Source organism: Rubrivirga sp. S365 (assembly GCF_032248475.1).
GTDB classification, from domain to species: Bacteria; Bacteroidota; Rhodothermia; order Rhodothermales; family Rubricoccaceae; genus Rubrivirga; species Rubrivirga litoralis.
On record NZ_JAVTTN010000001.1, the window covers coordinates 2932179 to 2948007 of the forward strand.

11 protein-coding genes are annotated in these 15829 nt (G+C 72.5%); 4 read left to right on the top strand and 7 right to left on the bottom strand.

Going from position 1 to position 15829, the window contains the following annotated elements; genetic code table 11:
• Positions 1-87 precede the first annotated feature (87 nt).
• Positions 88-966 (bottom strand): MBL fold metallo-hydrolase, encoded by an 879-nt coding sequence (locus tag RQM47_RS12875; protein ID WP_314009233.1) that lies wholly within the window; start codon positions 964-966, stop codon positions 88-90.
• A 157-nt stretch (positions 967-1123) separates the two neighbouring features.
• Positions 1124-1765 carry an LON peptidase substrate-binding domain-containing protein gene (locus RQM47_RS12880; protein WP_314009234.1) on the bottom strand — a complete coding sequence of 214 codons (642 nt, stop codon included), beginning with the start codon at positions 1763-1765 and terminating at the stop codon, positions 1124-1126.
• Between the two features lie 128 nt (positions 1766-1893).
• Here RQM47_RS12880 and RQM47_RS12885 point away from each other — a divergent pair, with 128 nt between their 5' ends.
• Positions 1894-3249, top strand: coding sequence for a hypothetical protein (locus RQM47_RS12885; RefSeq protein WP_314009235.1), 1356 nt, complete (start codon positions 1894-1896; stop codon positions 3247-3249).
• Positions 3250-3623: 374 nt separating this feature from the next.
• Here RQM47_RS12885 and RQM47_RS12890 read toward each other — a convergent pair whose 3' ends face one another.
• From RQM47_RS12890 to RQM47_RS12910, 5 genes are all read right to left on the bottom strand, one after another.
• Complete coding sequence (locus RQM47_RS12890) at positions 3624-7169, bottom strand: HAMP domain-containing sensor histidine kinase (protein ID WP_314009236.1); 3546 nt, start codon at positions 7167-7169, stop codon at positions 3624-3626.
• Between the two features lie 422 nt (positions 7170-7591).
• Positions 7592-8620, bottom strand: a complete 1029-nt coding sequence (gene nadA, locus RQM47_RS12895) for a quinolinate synthase NadA (RefSeq protein WP_311661601.1) — start codon at positions 8618-8620, stop codon at positions 7592-7594.
• A gap of 248 nt (positions 8621-8868) precedes the next feature.
• Positions 8869-9615, bottom strand: a complete 747-nt coding sequence (locus tag RQM47_RS12900; protein WP_409945979.1) for an ABC transporter ATP-binding protein — start codon at positions 9613-9615, stop codon at positions 8869-8871.
• 115 nt (positions 9616-9730) lie between these two features.
• Positions 9731-11110, bottom strand: a complete 1380-nt coding sequence (locus RQM47_RS12905; RefSeq protein ID WP_314009237.1) for a sigma-54 dependent transcriptional regulator — start codon at positions 11108-11110, stop codon at positions 9731-9733.
• Between the two features lie 197 nt (positions 11111-11307).
• Complete coding sequence (locus RQM47_RS12910) at positions 11308-12117, bottom strand: tetratricopeptide repeat protein (RefSeq protein WP_314009238.1); 810 nt, start codon at positions 12115-12117, stop codon at positions 11308-11310.
• Positions 12118-12331: 214 nt separating this feature from the next.
• Between RQM47_RS12910 and gap the strand changes: the two genes are divergently transcribed.
• The 3 genes from gap to RQM47_RS12925 all read left to right on the top strand — a co-directional run bounded on the left by gap (position 12332) and on the right by RQM47_RS12925 (position 15723).
• On the top strand, positions 12332-13333 hold the full coding sequence (gene gap, locus RQM47_RS12915; protein ID WP_311661595.1) for a type I glyceraldehyde-3-phosphate dehydrogenase: 1002 nt from the start codon (positions 12332-12334) through the stop codon (positions 13331-13333).
• A gap of 86 nt (positions 13334-13419) precedes the next feature.
• Entirely contained in the window at positions 13420-14613 is a 1194-nt protein-coding gene (locus tag RQM47_RS12920; protein ID WP_314009239.1) for a phosphoglycerate kinase, read from the top strand.
• 120 nt (positions 14614-14733) lie between these two features.
• The gene (locus RQM47_RS12925) at positions 14734-15723 is read left to right on the top strand and encodes a mechanosensitive ion channel family protein (RefSeq protein ID WP_314009240.1); all 990 of its coding nucleotides are present in this window, start codon (positions 14734-14736) and stop codon (positions 15721-15723) included.
• Positions 15724-15829: the final 106 nt, after the last annotated feature.

The window sequence follows — 15829 nt, forward strand, 5'->3', positions numbered from 1 at the left end:
ACGGGCGGGGCGGGGTCCGCTCTTCGGGTGCGGTCTCCCGCCCCGCCCGGCCTGCCTCCTCCCGCCCCCGCGTCGGGCGGGGCGGCGTCAGAGCGCCGCGCGCGCGTCGGCCGCGCGGAACCCCTTCTCGGTCCGCTCGATGCGGGCGGCGGCCACCTCGGCGTCGTGCTCGAAGACGACCGTCCAGCCCTCGTCGGCGGCCCGCGTGAGCACCCGCTCCTTCTCGCGGAGCGTCTGGAGCGGCTCGATGTCGTAGGCCATCACCCAGGGCAGCGGGACGTGCGCCGCCGTCGGGAGGAGGTCGGCGGCGAACAGGAGCGGGGCGGCCGCCCCGCCAGTCTGCGGTCCGCCCTCCGCCGCCCCGCCCTCGACGAGCATGAGCTGCTGCGCCCGCGTGTGGCCGTGGACGAGCACGTAGGAGACGCCGGGAAACGGGCTGACCTCGCCGTCAGCGAGGACGAGTTGGCCCGAGGCCTCGATCGGGTCCATGTTCTCGGCCAGGAACGAGGCCTGCTCGCGCACGCTCTCGTGCGCCCACTCCCAGTGCGCCCGCTGGACGTGGTAGGCCGCGTTCGGGAACGCCGTCCGCAGGGCGCCGTCCGGGCCGCGCTCGGTCGCCCCGCCCGCGTGGTCGAAGTGGAGGTGCGTGAGGACCACGTCGGTCACGTCGCCGGGCTCGACGCCGAGCGCCGCCAGCGACCCGCCGAGCGCCGAGTGCTCGTGGTCGACGGCGTAGATCCGCTCGAACTTGTCGTCGCCCTTGGCGCCCACGCCGGTGTCGACGAGGACCGTCCGGCCGTGGCCGCGCAGGAGCAGGCACCGCATGGCGAGCGGGATCCGGTTCTGGTCGTCGGGCGCGATCCGCTTCTCCCACAGCGGCTTGGGCACGATCCCGAACATGGCCCCGCCGTCCAGCCCCAGGCGGCCGGTTTCGACGGTGTCGATCTGATAGTCTCCGTGGGTCATGGGGTACGGGGTACGGGGTACGGGGTACGGGGTACGGGAAGATGAGGGCCGCCCCGCCCGCGGCGTCAAGGGCGGGGCGGGGTGGTTGCCCCCCGAGTTATCCACCGCCCCGGTCGGCGGGACCGCCCCGCCCCCGGGTACCCGGTACCCTCCCGGCCTACCCGTCGCCGCCGAGGTCGGGGAAGCCCTCGGCGTGGCCGTCGCCGCGGGCGAGGTCGCGGAGCTCGCGGACCTGCTTGAGGCGGACGAGCAGCGAGCCCAGGTGGTCGGCGAGGTAGCGGATGCGGGCCTCCTCCGTCTGCATCTCGAGCAGCCGCTGCTTGTCGTCGAGGTCGAGCCCGGCGTTCCGGCCGATCATGAACGACACGCTGTCGACCCCGTTGTAGCGGTCGATCCGCGGCTCCTCGCCGGCCATCTCGAGCAGCCGCATATGCCGCGCGATCGCCCGCTGGCGGGCCTTCGAGTCGTCGTCCTCGGCCTCGTCCTCGACCCGTTCGACGTCGGCCGTGAGGTAGCTCTGGTCGCGGTGGACCTCGACGACGCGGAACCGGGACTCGCCGACGGCCACGATGTCGAGGCGGCCGTCGTCGTAGGTCGTCGTGACGTCGGCGATGCGGGCCGCGCTCCCGACCGCGGCCAGCGCCGTCTCGGACGCGTACACGACGCCGAACGGCTGATCTCCGTCGAGGCACACGCGGACCATCTCGCGGTAGCGCGGCTCGAAGATGTGGAGCGGGACGGGCTCGCCCGGGAGCAGGACGAGCCCGAGCGGGAACAGGGGGAGGCGGTCGGCGGGCATGGAGCGGCGGGCGGTCCGTGCCTACCCGGTCTCCCGCGCGAGGTTCTGAGGTGCCGGCGGGCGGGGTGGCGCCGCGACCGTGCCGCCCGCGCGGGGTAGCTTCCCCGCCCCGCCCCGCCCCGCCCGCCGTGCGCCCGCTCCTCGTCGTCGTCCTCGCCCTCCTCCCCGCCCTCGCGGCCGGGCAGCCGCTCGCGTTCGGGTCCTCCAGCGACGTGATGGAACTGGGGAGCGGGCCGCTGGGAGACGGCCCGGCCCCGGCCGTCGTCGTGGGCGGGGTGTACGGCGGCCCGGCCTACCTGCCCGACACGTGGCGCGGCGCCGTCCGCGCCGAGGTCGAGGCGGCGCGTGGGCGGTTCAGCCTGGGCGTCGGGACGACGGTCCACCCCGCCGCCGGCGGTTTGTACGACCCCGAGGCCGACGAGGCGTACGACGCCCTCCGCGCCGTCCGCTACGTCCGCCTCAACCCGACGGCGACGAGCCGCCTCTACGCCCGCCTCGGGCCGACCGAGCGCATGACGCTGGGCACGGGCGCCCTCGTCCGCGGCTACCGCACCACGACGGCCTACGACGAGCGGACGCTGGGCGCCGAGGCGGCCGTGGCGGGGCGGCGCCTCACGGCCGGCGCCTTCGTCGACGACCTCCGCCTGAACGGCGTCGTGGGCGGGGAGGCGTCGCTCGTGACGGGCCTCCGCCTCGGCCCCGCCCGCGACCTCGCGCTGGGGCTCACCGTCGTCCACGACCTGGGCGCCCCGGGCCTCTCCGGCGACTCGTCGCTGACCGGCGCCGAGGCGACCGTCCGCGGGCTCCTGTTCGGCGACGGCGTGCTCTCGGCGGCGCCGTTCGTGACGGCCGGCGGCTACCTCGGCCACGGCGGCACGGTCGGGGGCGGGGTAGACCTGGCGACCGAGGACCTCAACGGCCTCCGCGCCCGCGCCCGCGCCGCCGTCTTCGTGTCGTCGGCCGACTTCGTGCCGGGCTACGTCGGCCCGTTCTACACCGTCAGCAACGCGTCCGACCGGATCGTCGTGGACCGGACGTTCTTCGACGACGACGCTGACATCGAGCTCGCCGGCACCCCGCTCGACAGCCTGAGCGGCGGGGTCGACCTCGTCCTCGACCTGGGCGTGGTCGCGTTCGGGTCCGTCGAGGTCTCGCAGCATGTCCGCCGCCACCTCGGCCCCGACGACGCGAGCGCCTACGGGATCCGCGTGGCGGGCCGCGTGGTGGGCGGGCCGCGACTCGCGTTCGAGCTCCAGCGCGAGGGGTTCCGGGGCCTTATCGACCTCCTGTTCCGGTCGCTGGGCGACCAGAACGCGCTCGTCCTCGACGTGGGCGTCCCCGTCGGCCGGGCCGGCGAGGTCTTCGTCCGCTCCCGCTACGGCTACCGCCTCCTGACCGCGGCCGACGGCGTAGACGAGCCGGGCCGGTTCCTCGTCGAGCGCCGGTTCGAGCCGCTCGTCGGCCTCCGCGTGGTGCTGGACTAGGCTTTCGAGGGTACAGGGTACAGGGTACAGGGTACGGGGTACGAGGTACGCGGCCCGAGAAGCTCTCTCATACCAGATCGCTGGGTTCGTGCGCCGTACGCTGCCCCGCCCGCTGCCTGTCTACGAGGTGCTCTCTCCCGCGGGAGAGGGACACCGCGCAGCGTCGGCGCAGCCAGGACGAGGGCGGGGTGGCGCACAAACCTCCAGAGCCGGTATCAGAGCCGTACCCCGCACCGTGTACCCCGTACCGTGTACCCCGTACCGTGTACCCCGTACCTACTCGGGGGATGCTGCGGGGCGGGGCGGCCGCCATCCGGGACCGCCCCGCCCGCGCGCAAGGCGGCGGGGTGGGCGGCGAGGGCGGGGCGGCCGCCCTACGCCTCGGCAAGCTCGGGGACCTCGCCGAGCGCCCGCTCGAGCAGGACCGCGGCCCGCGCGGCGTCGAACGGGCCGGGCAGCTGGTCCGTGAACCCGCGGCGGCGGAGGCCCTCGGCGTCCAGCGCCGTCCCGCCCACGCGCACGACGGCCACGCGCTCGTAGCCGGAGACGGACCGGAGGAGCGCCACGCGCTTGCGCTCGACGGGGGGCGGGGCGGCCCCGACGAGGACGACGTCGTAGACCGTCGTGCGCGCCTCGCGGAGCGCCCGGGCCAGCGTGGGCACGAGCCGGAGCCGACCGGCCGGTCCGAGCCGGCCGTCCAAGAAGGCGGCCGCGGCGTCGCCCACGTCGAGCGCCAGCAGGTAGGCGCCCCCGAGGTCGCCGCCGTACGGGTCGAGCCCGGCCGTCTGCGCCTCGGGCGCCTCCCACTCGCGGGGGAACACGACCTCGACCGAGGTCCCCTCCCCGACCGCGCTCTCGACGTGGACGCTCCCGCCGACGAGCCCGACCACCTGCCGGACGATCGACAGGCCCAGCCCGGTCCCCTCGTGCGATCGGGCGAACCCGCTCGACGCCTGCTCGAACGGCTCGAACAGCCGCTCGACGTCGCCCTCGGCGATCCCGACGCCGGTGTCGCGGACCGTCACGCGGACGGCGTGGTCGTCGCCGTCGAGGAGCACGACGACGCGGCCGGCGTCGGTGAACTTGATGGCGTTCCCGACCAGGTTGGTCACGACGCGGTCGAGGAGCGCCGGGTCGAGGTGGGCGGGGAGGGGCCGCCCCTCGGGGAGCACGGCGAGGTCGAGCCCGCGCTCGGCGGCGAGCGGCTGGAGCAGGCGGACGCTCTGGCCCACGGCCGCGGCGACGTCGACCGGCTCGGCGTGGACCTCGAACGTGCCCGACTGGAGCTTGAACATGTCGAGCAGCCCGTTGACCGTCCCCAGCAGGCGCCGGCCGCCCCGGTGGATGCTCTCGGCCAGCGTGCGCGTTTCGCCCTCGGCCTCATCGAGGAGGATCTCGGAGTAGCCCAGGATGGCCGTCAGCGGCGTCCGCAACTCGTGGCTCGTGTTGGCCAGCAGGTCCACCTTGAGCCGGTCGGCGTCGCGGATCCGGGCGTTCAAGCCCGCCAGCCGGTCCGAGAGCCGCTGGAGCCGCGCGCTCCGCGCCCGCTGCACGTCGAGCCGCTTCCGGTGCTGGCGGAGCCGCCACCCGACGAGCGCCCACACGAGCCCGCAGACGACGAGCACGTACAGCGTGAACGCCCACCACGTCCGGTACCACGGGGGCAGCACGCGGAGCCCGAACCGGGCCTCGTCGCTGACACGGCCGTACCCGTCGCGCGCCCGGACGCGGACGGTGTACTGGCCCTCCCAGAGATTCGTGTTCGTCGTCACGCGCTCCGGCCCCCACGCGCTCCACTCGTCGGCGTAGCCGTCCAGGCGGAACTGGTACTCGACCTCGCCCACGTCGCCGAAGAACGCGGCGGCGGCCACAAACCGGAGTTCGTCGGGCTGGCCGAACGGGAGCACGAGGTCGCGCTCGTCCGGGTCGTCGGGGTCAGGCGACCACGCGGCCGCCCCGCCCCAGAGCGCCTCGCGGTGGCGGTCGGTCACGGCTCGCAGGAACGCGGGGGCGGGGCGGCCAATCTGGCGCACGCGGGGGTCGTAGCGGACGAGCCCGTCGGCCGTCGCGACCCACAGGACGCCGCCGGCCGTCTCGGAGACGCCGAGGACCTGGACGCCCCGGAGGGCGAGGCCGCTCGCCGCCCCGCCCGCGCCGTCTCCGCCCTCGACGGTCTGGAAGACGCCGTCCTGGGAGAGCCACGAGCGGTCGCCCAGGGTGAACAGGCCGTACGTGCCCTGGACGTCCCGAAACGCCGGGACCGGCGTCAGGCGGAGCCGCTCGTTCTCGACCCGCATCCGAAACACGCCCTCGCGGCTGGAGATCCGCACCTCATCGCCGACGCCGCTGATCGGAGCGCCCCCGACTGTCAGCCCGTTCGCTTCGGTAAACCGCTCGACGTGCAGCCGGCCCGTGTCCAGGCCGGTCACGCGGTACACGTCGCCGGCCGTCTGCGCCATCCAGACCTCCCCGCCCGGCCCCTCGTAGAAAAAGCGGGTCTCACCCTCGACTCCGTCCAGCCGCCTCGCCCTCACCCACCGATCGCCGCGGAGCCGAAGGATTCCGACGCCGTCCTTGAGCCCGACAAAGGCGAGGGCGGGGCGGGCGCTAGGCACGAGCGCGGCGAACGCAAGGTCGGCGGTGACTTGGCGCCCCCGCCCCTCGCGCACCTGGAACACGCCCCGGTCTGTCGGGACGAGCGCGCCCGCCGCCGTCGGCGTAATCTGCCACGTCTGGGCCTGCTCCGGTATCCCCGGGACGGGTTCGAAGCGAGCGTAGGCCGGCGTGCCGCCGGGGCGCCCGAGCGCTCCGGGGACAAGCCGGTACAGCCCGAGCGCCGTGCCGGCGTACAGCGCCCCCTCCACCTCGTTGACGTGGTAGACGCTGCCGAGGAGTCCCGAAGCCCGGTCAAACGCAGTGTACCGACTAAACAGGTCGATCCACGTAATCCCGTTGAGCGTCGCCACCCACAGCCCGCCTTGACGGTCGGCGTGGAGGTCGACCGCGTAGTCCTCGACGGAAAGGCCTACGTCCTCGCGGTAGACGCGGACGAGGCCGCCATCCGGTGCGATGATGGCGACGCCGCCGCCCAAGGTCCCGACCGCGTACAGGCTCCCGCCCCGCCCGTAAGCGTCCGGGACGGCGACGGCCGAGTAGGGGCGGTAGCGGACGAGGTAGTCGGACCCCGCCCCGCCCATCGGCGTGACGCGGCCGTCGTGGAGCCGCACGAGGCCCTCGCCGCGGACGACGGCGACGAGCCCCTGCGCATGGGGGAGCAGGCCGTCAATCTTCCGGTTGGCAAACCACTCGGCGCCGGGCACAAGGCGGAGGTCGCCTCCCTGAAGCCGCTTGATGCCCACGTTCTCTTCCCACACGTAAACGACCTCATCGACGAGGAAGGACGTCTGGAACCGGGTCGACGTGAACCACAATTGGAAGCGGGCGCCGTCCCACCGATACAGCCCCTCGTCGGTTTGGAACACGACACCCTCAGGAGTCGCGTGGGTGGCCCAAACGTCGGAAAAGTTCTGCTCGTCTCGGGGCAAGTGCTCGCGGAGGCTCTCGTACTGGAGGAACCCTCTGCAGTCTGCAACGAGCCGGCCGAGGTCTCCCGCCCCGCCCACGTACGTCCGACCGTCCGCCCCAACGGCAACCGACCGAACCATCGCGGCCTCCGCTTTCGGAAGCTCGTGAAGCCGCCAGTCTTCGCCGTCGAACTCTAAGACCCCTTGACCATTGGCAACAAAGACGAGGCCCGTCGGCCCCTGCGTGACGCCCCAGTTCTGGTTGTGCGCCTCGTATGTGTCCCACGACGATGTATGGCTCCGGTACACCGTGCCCTCGCGTGGGGAGGGGAGCGTCTGTGCCGACGCACCTCCAACAGCGAAGACGAGCAGGACGAGGGGAAGGCGTGGGAGCACAGGTCCTACGGCAGCCTCAGAACCGGCTACCGAGTGGGGCGGGGTGTGTCTCGTATCGCCGCGCACATCCCGCGACTTAACCACACCCCCTCCGTCTCCCTTGGTTTAGAAGAGGCTTGGAGGAACTTCGATGTTCTACATCGTCCAAGTTGGGGGCCTCCTCGTTCCACCTAGGGAATACATTCTACTGTCCTCCCACCACTCCCTGGATCTCATGGTCTCCTTCCTTCTCTCTCTCTTCGGAATCTCCTTCACCGCCGGCGGGGGCGGGGCAGCCTCAGGCGGCTCGAACGCTCCTCAAGGCGAGATTCGCGATTAGCGATCCGACCTTCTCCCCGTAGAGAAGCCTGATTTGGCCTGATCTGAAAACCGCCGGCGGTCCTACGACCGCCGGCGGTTTTTTGTACGCGGGCGGGGCGGTCCTAGCGCACGCCCGCGCTCATCTCGAGCATCCGTTCGATGGGCCGCAAGGCCTTGATCCTTAGCGACTCCTCCATCTCCAACTCCGGATGGCCGTGCTTCAGGCACAGGTAGAGCTTCTCGAGCGTGTTGAGCTTCATGTGGGGGCAGTCATTGCACGCGCACCCGTTGTCGGGCGGGGCGGCCACGAACGTCTTCCCCGGGTTGTCCTTCTGCATCTGGTGGAGGATGCCGGACTCGGTCGCGACGATGAGCGTGTCGGCGTCGGACTCGGCCGCGAACCGCCGGATCGACGACGTGCTGCCGACGTGGTCGGCGAGACGGAGCACGGGCTCCTCGCACTCGGGGTGAGCCAATACCGGGGCATTTGGATACCTGATTTTGAGGCGAACGAGCTTCTGCTCGGAGAATATTTCGTGTACAATGCAGGCCCCGTTCCACAGCAGCATGTCCCGCCCGGTCTCCTTCATGAGCCACCGGCCGAGGTTGCGGTCGGGCGCGAAGAGGATGGGCTGGTCCTCGGGGATCTGCCGCACGATGTGCTCCGCGTTCGACGACGTGCAGATGATGTCCGTCTGCGCCTTGATGGCCGCCGAGCAGTTGATGTAGCTGACGACGAGGTGGTCCGGGTGCTCCGCGCGGAAGGCGGCGAAGGCGTCGGGCGGGCAGCTGTCGGCGAGCGAGCAGCCGGCGTGGAGGTCCGGCAGGAGGACCGTCTTGCTCGGGTTGAGGATCTTGGCCGTCTCCGCCATAAAGTGGACGCCGGCGAACACGATGACGTCGGCGTCCGTCTGCGCGGCCTCGCGGGCGAGCCCGAGCGAGTCGCCGATAAAGTCGGCCGTGTCCTGGATGTCGGGCTCCTGGTAGTAGTGGGCCAGGAGGACCGCGTTCTTTTCCCGCTTGAGCCGCTCGATCTCCTCGAACAGGTCGAGCGCGGGGTCGACGGGCTCGCGGACGAACCCGACGCGGGCGATCTCGGCGGGCGCCAAACGTGCGGGGTCGAGCGTGGGCAGATCGAGGGTCTCGGTCATCGGGGGCGGGGCGGGTGTCGGTGCCCTACGAACGCGGGCGGGGCGGGGGTTCGCGCGGGCCGCCCCGCCCTCCACCACAGCGGAGGGAGCAGAAGCCGCCCCGCCCCAGCGCGCCGGCTCACCGTCGGGCGGGGCGACGCTCTACGGCCCCGCCCTCACGGTAACCGCCCCGCCCGTGCAGCGGAGGAGGCCACGGCGCATCCGCTGCAGACGGTTCGCGGGCAGGGTGATCGGCCCCCGCCCCGCCCTTACGAGGCCGTTTCCACCAAGCGGCCGCCCTCCAGCGTCAGCGTGCGGTCGGCGAGGGCGGCGAGCGTGGGGTTGTGGGTGACGATGACGAACGCCTGGTCGTCGGCGCGGCTGAGGCGGCGGAGCTCGTCGTGGAGCCGCCCGGCCGTCTTGGTGTCGAGGTTGCCCGAGGGCTCGTCCATGAGAACCACGCCCGGCCGGTTCATGAGCGCGCGCGCGACGGCCACGCGCTGCTGCTCGCCACCCGAGAGCTGGCTCGGCCGGTGCGTGAGCCGGTCGCCCAGGCCGAGTTGGCGGAGCAGGTCGCGCGCGCGCGGCGCCGCCCCGCCCAGCGAGCCGCCGGCGATGAGGGCCGGCATCGCCACGTTCTCGACCGCGTCGAACTCGGGGAGCAGGTGGTGGAACTGGAAGACGAACCCGATGGCCCGGTTGCGGAAGGCGGCGAGGGCCTCGTCGTTCAGCGCGAACACGTCTTCCCAGGGCGGCTCCGGCGCCCCCGCGTCGGGGGCGGGGCGGTAGCGGACGGTCCCGGCCGTCGGGCGGTCGAGGGCGCCGAGCAGGTGGAGCAGCGTGCTCTTGCCCGTCCCGCTCTCGCCGACGACGGCCACGAGCTCGCCGGAGCGGACCTCGACGTCGACGCCGGCCAGCACGTCGAGGCCGCCGGTCGCCGTGGGGTAGCGCTTGCCCAGCCCACGGGCCTCCAAGACGGTCCGCCCCGCCCCGCCCGGGGCCGGTTCAGGGTTCAGGAGGTCGGGGTGGACTGCGCCGGCCACGTGGCTTGGGGATGGGAGGGCATACGGGCGGGGCGGGCGGGCGGGGTGGGACCTTGGAATCGACCTGTTCAACCCCGAACCCAGAACCCTACTCGGGCCGCGAGAGGTCGTACTTCTCCAGCTTGTTGTAGAGGTGCGAGCGCTGGATGCCGATCGTCTCGGCCGTCTGCGACACGTTCCACCCGTGCTCTTCGAGCTTCCGCTCGATAAACAGCTTTTCGGCCTGGTCGCGGAAGTCGGAGAACGACTCGTAGCGGTCGATGAGGCCCAGCGAGGCGTCGCCGCGCGCGCCGCCCGGGGCCACGAAGCGGTCGACGTCCTCGGCCGTGATCGCGTCGCCGTCGGACAGGATGAGCAGCCGCTCGATCACGTTGCGGAGCTCGCGGACGTTGCCGCGCCAGTCCAGACGGCGGAGCCGGTCGAGCGCCTCGGGCGCGAGGTCCTTGTCCTCGATCCCGTTGCGGCGCATGACCTGCTCCAGGATGAACTGGGCGATCGCCGGGACGTCCTCGCGGCGCTCGCGGAGCGGGGGCACGTGGATGAGGATGACCGAGAGCCGGTGGTAGAGGTCCTCGCGGAAGCGGTGCTCGTCGACCTGGGCGAGGAGGTCGCGGTTGGTGGCCGCGACCACGCGGACATCGACGGGGATCGAGCGATCGCCGCCGACGCGCGTGATCCGGCTCTCCTGGAGCGCGCGGAGCACCTTGGCCTGGGCGTCCAGGCTCATGTCGCCGATCTCGTCGAGGAACAGCGTGCCGCCGTCGGCCTGCTCGAACTTGCCCACGCGCTGCTTGGTGGCGCCCGTGAAGGCCCCCTTTTCGTGCCCGAACAGCTCGGACTCGATGAGCTCCGACGGGATCGCCGCGCAGTTGACCTCGACGAGCGGGCCGTCCGCGCGCTGGCTCTGGGCGTGGACCCACCGGGCGACGAGTTCCTTGCCGGTCCCGGGCTCGCCGGTGATGAGCACGCGGGCCTCGGACGGCGCCACGCGCTCGACGGTGCTCTTGATGCGGCTGATGGCCAGGCTCTCGCCCACGATCGGCGTGAGCCCCCCAGTCGCCTGGTCGCGGACGGTCTGCTTCATCCGCTTGTTCTCGACCTGGAGCTGGCCCATCGAGAGCGCGTTGCGGACCGTGACGAGGACGTCGTTGAGGTCGGGCGGCTTCTCGAGAAAATTGACCGCGCCCAGCTTGGTCGCCTCGACGGCCGTCTCGACCGTCCCGTGCCCCGTGATCATGACGACGGGGACGGTCGCCTCGGCTTCGTGGAGCGCTTGCAGCACCTCCATCCCGTCCTTTTTCGGCATCTTGATGTCGAGGAGCACGAGGTCGATGCCGCCGCCGAGCGCTTTCGCGAGCGCCTCCTCGCCGTCGGCGGCCTCTTCGAAGTCGTAGCCTTCGAGTTCGAGGACGTGGCGGAGCACGTTCCGGTTGGCGGGCTCGTCGTCGGCGAGGAGGATCGTGGGCACGGGCGGGGCGGGGCGGTCGGGGGGGCGGCCCAAGCTAACGCGACGCCGGGGCGTGCCCGCCCCGCCCGCGCCGGCGATCTACGCAGGGCGGAGCGGACACTGCCGCCCCGCCTCCGACCTGACCGCCACGCCCGGCCGCCCCGCCCCCGTTTGCGTGGGCGGGGCGGCGCCCGTCTCCGGGCGACCGCCGGTCGCCCCTACTGGACCTCCTCGACCTGGAGGCCCGGGGCCGGCGCCCCGGCCGCCGCGTCTGTGTCGGCCGCCGCCGGGGCGGGGCGGACGTCGCCGGTGGCCGTGCCCGCGGCCGTCGCGGCGGCCTCGGCGCGGCCGAGCTCGACCTGGGCGGCCTCGGCCTCCGGCGCGTCGCCGTACTCGTCGAGGACGCGCTGGAGCACGCCCTCGGCCGCGGCGGCGTCGCCGGCGGCAAGGTGGGCGCGGCCGGCGTCCAGGAGGTAGGCCGGGCCGGAGGCCGGCGAGTCGTAGACGCCGGCGGCGCGCTCGTAGAGCTCGGCCGCGCGCGCCGGATCGCCCTCGACCTCGTAGATGGCGGCTTGGCCCGCGAGCGCGCTGGCCTCAAGGAGCCCGCCGCCGTCGTAGTCCTCGAACATGGCGCGTGCCTCGTCGAGGCGCCCAAGCTGGAACAGGGCGTCGGCGGCGAAGAACGTGGCCTGCTCGCCGGTCGCCGTCGAGCCGTAGTCGTCGGCGATCTCGAGGAGGCCCGGCGTCGCGTCGGTCCCGTCGAGGGCCGCCTGGTAGTTGCCCCGCTCGTACTCGACGAGGATGGCCCCGAGGTACTGCTGGGCCTCCTCGGACTGCGCCGCCCGCCACGTCTGGTAGCCGATGACGACGAGAGCCAGGACGATGAGGCCGACGACGACCGCGACGATCGCCGTCCGGTGCTCGTCGAAAAACGAGGTCGAGCGGGCGTAGGCGTCGGTAAGGTGGTCCTCGCGGAGGTCGCCCTCGCGGGAGGACGCGAGCCGCTTGGGCGGGTTGATCTGGGCCATCGGGGTCGGAGCTCGGCAGGCCGCCGGCGTCGGGAGTCGCGGGACGAACGGTCGGCCAGAAGGTAGAGGGCGGGGCGGCCGGCCGCGCCCACCGAATTGCCCCGCTCCACCCCGCCCCGCCCTATTGCGGACGTTTTCATCGAACCGGGCGGACCTCCGCGCGCCCGCCCCGCTTACCCTCTGACTCTCCTCTCCCACCCCGCCCCTCGTCAGCATGGCCATCAAAATCGGCATCAACGGATTCGGTCGCATCGGCCGCCTCGTCTTCCGCTCCATCCTCGAGCGGGGCGGCGACCAGTTCGACATCGTCGCCGTCAACGACTTGACCGACGCCGAGACGCTCGCGCACCTGTTCAAGTACGACTCGGTCCACGGCGTCTACCCCGGCGAGGTGACGGCCGAGGACGGCGGCATCGTCGTCGGCGGCGACCGCTTCCGCGTGTTCTCCGAAAAGGACCCGGCCGCGCTCCCCTGGGGCGACCTCGACTGCGACGTGGTCGTCGAGTCGACCGGCGTGTTCCGCACGCGTGAGAAGGCGGCGCTCCACCTCAAGGGCGGGGCGAAAAAGGTCGTCATCTCGGCCCCGGCCTCCGGCGAGGTCGACGCGACGGTCGTCCTCGGCGTCAACGACGACCAGCTGACGGGCGACGAGGAGGTCGTCTCGAACGCGAGCTGCACCACGAACTGCCTCGCGCCCATGGTCAAGGTCCTCAACGACGCGTTCGGCGTCGAAAAGGGGTTCATGACCACGATCCACGCCTACACGGCCGACCAGCGGCTCCAGGACGCCCCGCACAAGGACCTCCGCCGGGCGCGCGCAGCGGCCCTCTCGATGATCCCGACGACGACGGGCGCCGCCAAGGCCGTGGGCCTCGTGCTCCCGGAGTTGGCCGGCAAGCTCGACGGGTTCGCCGTCCGCGTCCCCACGCCGGACGGGTCGTTGACCGACCTCACGGCGATCCTCGAGAAGGACGTCACGGTGGATCAGATCAACGACGCCTTCCAGACGGCGGCGAGCGGCCCGCTCCAGGGCGTCCTCGAGTACTCGACCGCCCCGCTCGTGTCGGTCGACATCGTGGGGAACGCGCACTCGTGCGTCCTCGACTCGCCGTCGACGATGGCCGACGGCCGGCTCGTCAAGGTCGTCGGGTGGTACGACAACGAGTGGGGCTACGCCAACCGGACCGTCGACCTCGTCCAGCGCCTGATGGCGTAGCAGGGACTACGGGGACCAGGGACTAAAGGGACTGGCAACAGCCCTCGTCGCCACGGAAGTCCCCAGTCCCCCAGTCCCCAGCTTCTATGCAGTCTCTCTCCGACCTCGACCTCGCCGGCCGCCGCGTGCTCGTCCGCGTCGACTTCAACGTGCCGATGGAGGACGACGGCGCCGGCGGCCGGCGGATCACCGACGACACGCGCGTCCGCGCGGCGCTCCCGACGATCCGCGCCATCCTGAAGGCGGGCGGGACGCCGGTCCTGATGTCGCACCTCGGCCGCCCGAAGGGCCGCGACGAAGCGCTCTCGCTGCGCCCCGTGGCTGAGCACCTGGATACGCTCCTCGACGCGCCCGTCACGTTCTGCGACGAGACGGTCGGCGAAAAAGCCGAGGCCTGCATCGCCAGCGCGCAGGGCGGCGGGGGCGGGGCGGTCGTGCTCCTCGAAAACACGCGGTTCCTCGACGGCGAGACCGCGAACGACGACGACCTCGCCGCCCGGCTCGCCCAGCTCGCCGACGTGTTCGTCTCCGACGCCTTCGGCTCGGTCCACCGCGCCCACGCCTCGACCGAGGGCGTGGCGCATCACGTGGCCGAGACGGCGGCCGGCGAGTTGCTCCGCCGCGAGGTCGACTTTCTCACGCGCGCTCTCGACCGCCCCGAGCGCCCGTTCGTAGCCGTGCTCGGCGGGGCCAAGGTGTCCGACAAGATCGGCGTCATCGAGGCGCTCGCGCCCGCGGTCGACACGCTCATCGTGGGCGGGGCGATGGCCTACACGTTCCTGGCCGGGCTCGGCCACTCGGTCGGCGACTCGCTCGTCGAGGCCGACCGGACCGACGACGCGTTCCGCCTGGTCGAGCAGTTCAGCGACACGATCCGGCTCCCTACCGACCACGTCGTCGCCGACCGCTTCGCGGCCGACGCGGACACGCGCGTAATCCAGGGCGAGATCCCCGACGGGTGGATGGGCCTCGACATCGGGCCGCAGACGCGCGAGCAGTACGCCCACGTCGTCGAGCGGGCGTCGACCGTCATCTGGAACGGGCCGATGGGCGTGTTCGAGATGGTCCCGTTCGCGGCCGGCACGCTGTCCATCGCCGAGGCGCTCACCCACGCGACCCGCAAAAACAACGCGCTCACCGTCGTCGGCGGCGGCGACTCGGTCGCGGCGCTGACGCAGAGCGGGCTCGCCGGCACCGTCACGCACGTCTCGACCGGGGGCGGGGCGATGCTGGAGTTTATGGAGGGCAAGACGCTCCCCGGGCTCGCGGCGCTCCGCTAGGACCACCCCGCCCCGCCCGAGCGTGCGGGGCGACGACGACGTCCTTCCGCCCGCCCCGCCCCGCGAACCGTCCGGGGCGGGGCGGCGCTACGCTGGGGGACCGCCCCGACCAACCGACCGATGCAGCTCAACCCGCTCCGCCCCGATTCGCCAGAGGTCGCCGTTCAGGATTCCGTCAAGCAGGCGGCGAAGACGGCGGCCGAGGTGATCGTCGGCCTCCGAGACCGGCTCACCAGCGAGGCGTTCTGGCTCAACATCGGGTGGACCGTGATCCAGGTGGTCGTCGTGATCACGGCGGCCCTCTTCCTGCTCGGCCTCTTTGAGCGCATCAAGCGGCGATGGGTCAAGCGGGCGCAGATGGCCCCGACGCTCGACAAGCGGCGCCAGCGGGTCCTGACCGTGGCCGACCTTCTCGGCTCGGTCGCCCGCTACGCCGTGTGGACCGTGACCGGCATCACCGTGCTGTCGATGGTCGGGTTCGACATCCGGGCGCTCCTGGCCGGCGCCGGGATCGCCGGGCTGGCGATCGGGTTCGGGGCGCAGACGTTCGTGAAGGACGTGATCTCGGGCTTTTTCCTCCTCTTCGACGACACGCTCGGCAACGGCGACCTCATCCGTATCGGCGACGACGTGGGCACGGTCGAGTACGTGGGGCTCCGGCTGATCAAGGTGCGGAAGTTCTCGGGCGAGCTCCTCATGGTGCCGGCCGGTGAGGTGCGGACGTTCGGGAACCAGTCGGTCGGGTTCGCGCGCGTGGTCGTGACGGTCGCCCTGAGCTACGAGCAGGACGCGCACGAGGCGCTCCGCGTGCTCGAGGCCGTCGCCGAGGAGTGGGCGGCGACCGACGCGGCCAAAGACGCCATGGTCGACGACGCCCCCGAGGTCCAGGGCCTCCTCTCGCTCGACGACTCGGGCGTGACGGCCCGGATCATCGTCCAGGTCCGGCCCGGCGAGCAGTTCGCGGCCGACCGCGCGATCCGCACGCTCGTCAAGCAGCGGCTGGCCGAGGCCGGCGTGGAGATCCCGTTCCCGCGGCGGACCGTCTACGTCCGCTCCTCGGGTGGGGCGGCGGCTTCTCCCGAAGACGCCGCGGCCGCCGGCGCGGACTGACCCGGGCGGGGTGGGATACCGGGTACGAGGTACCGGGTACTGGATGCGGTTCAAGCTGGCCGAGCCCCTTGCACCGTCCGCACCGTACTGCCAGTTCTTTGAGTTC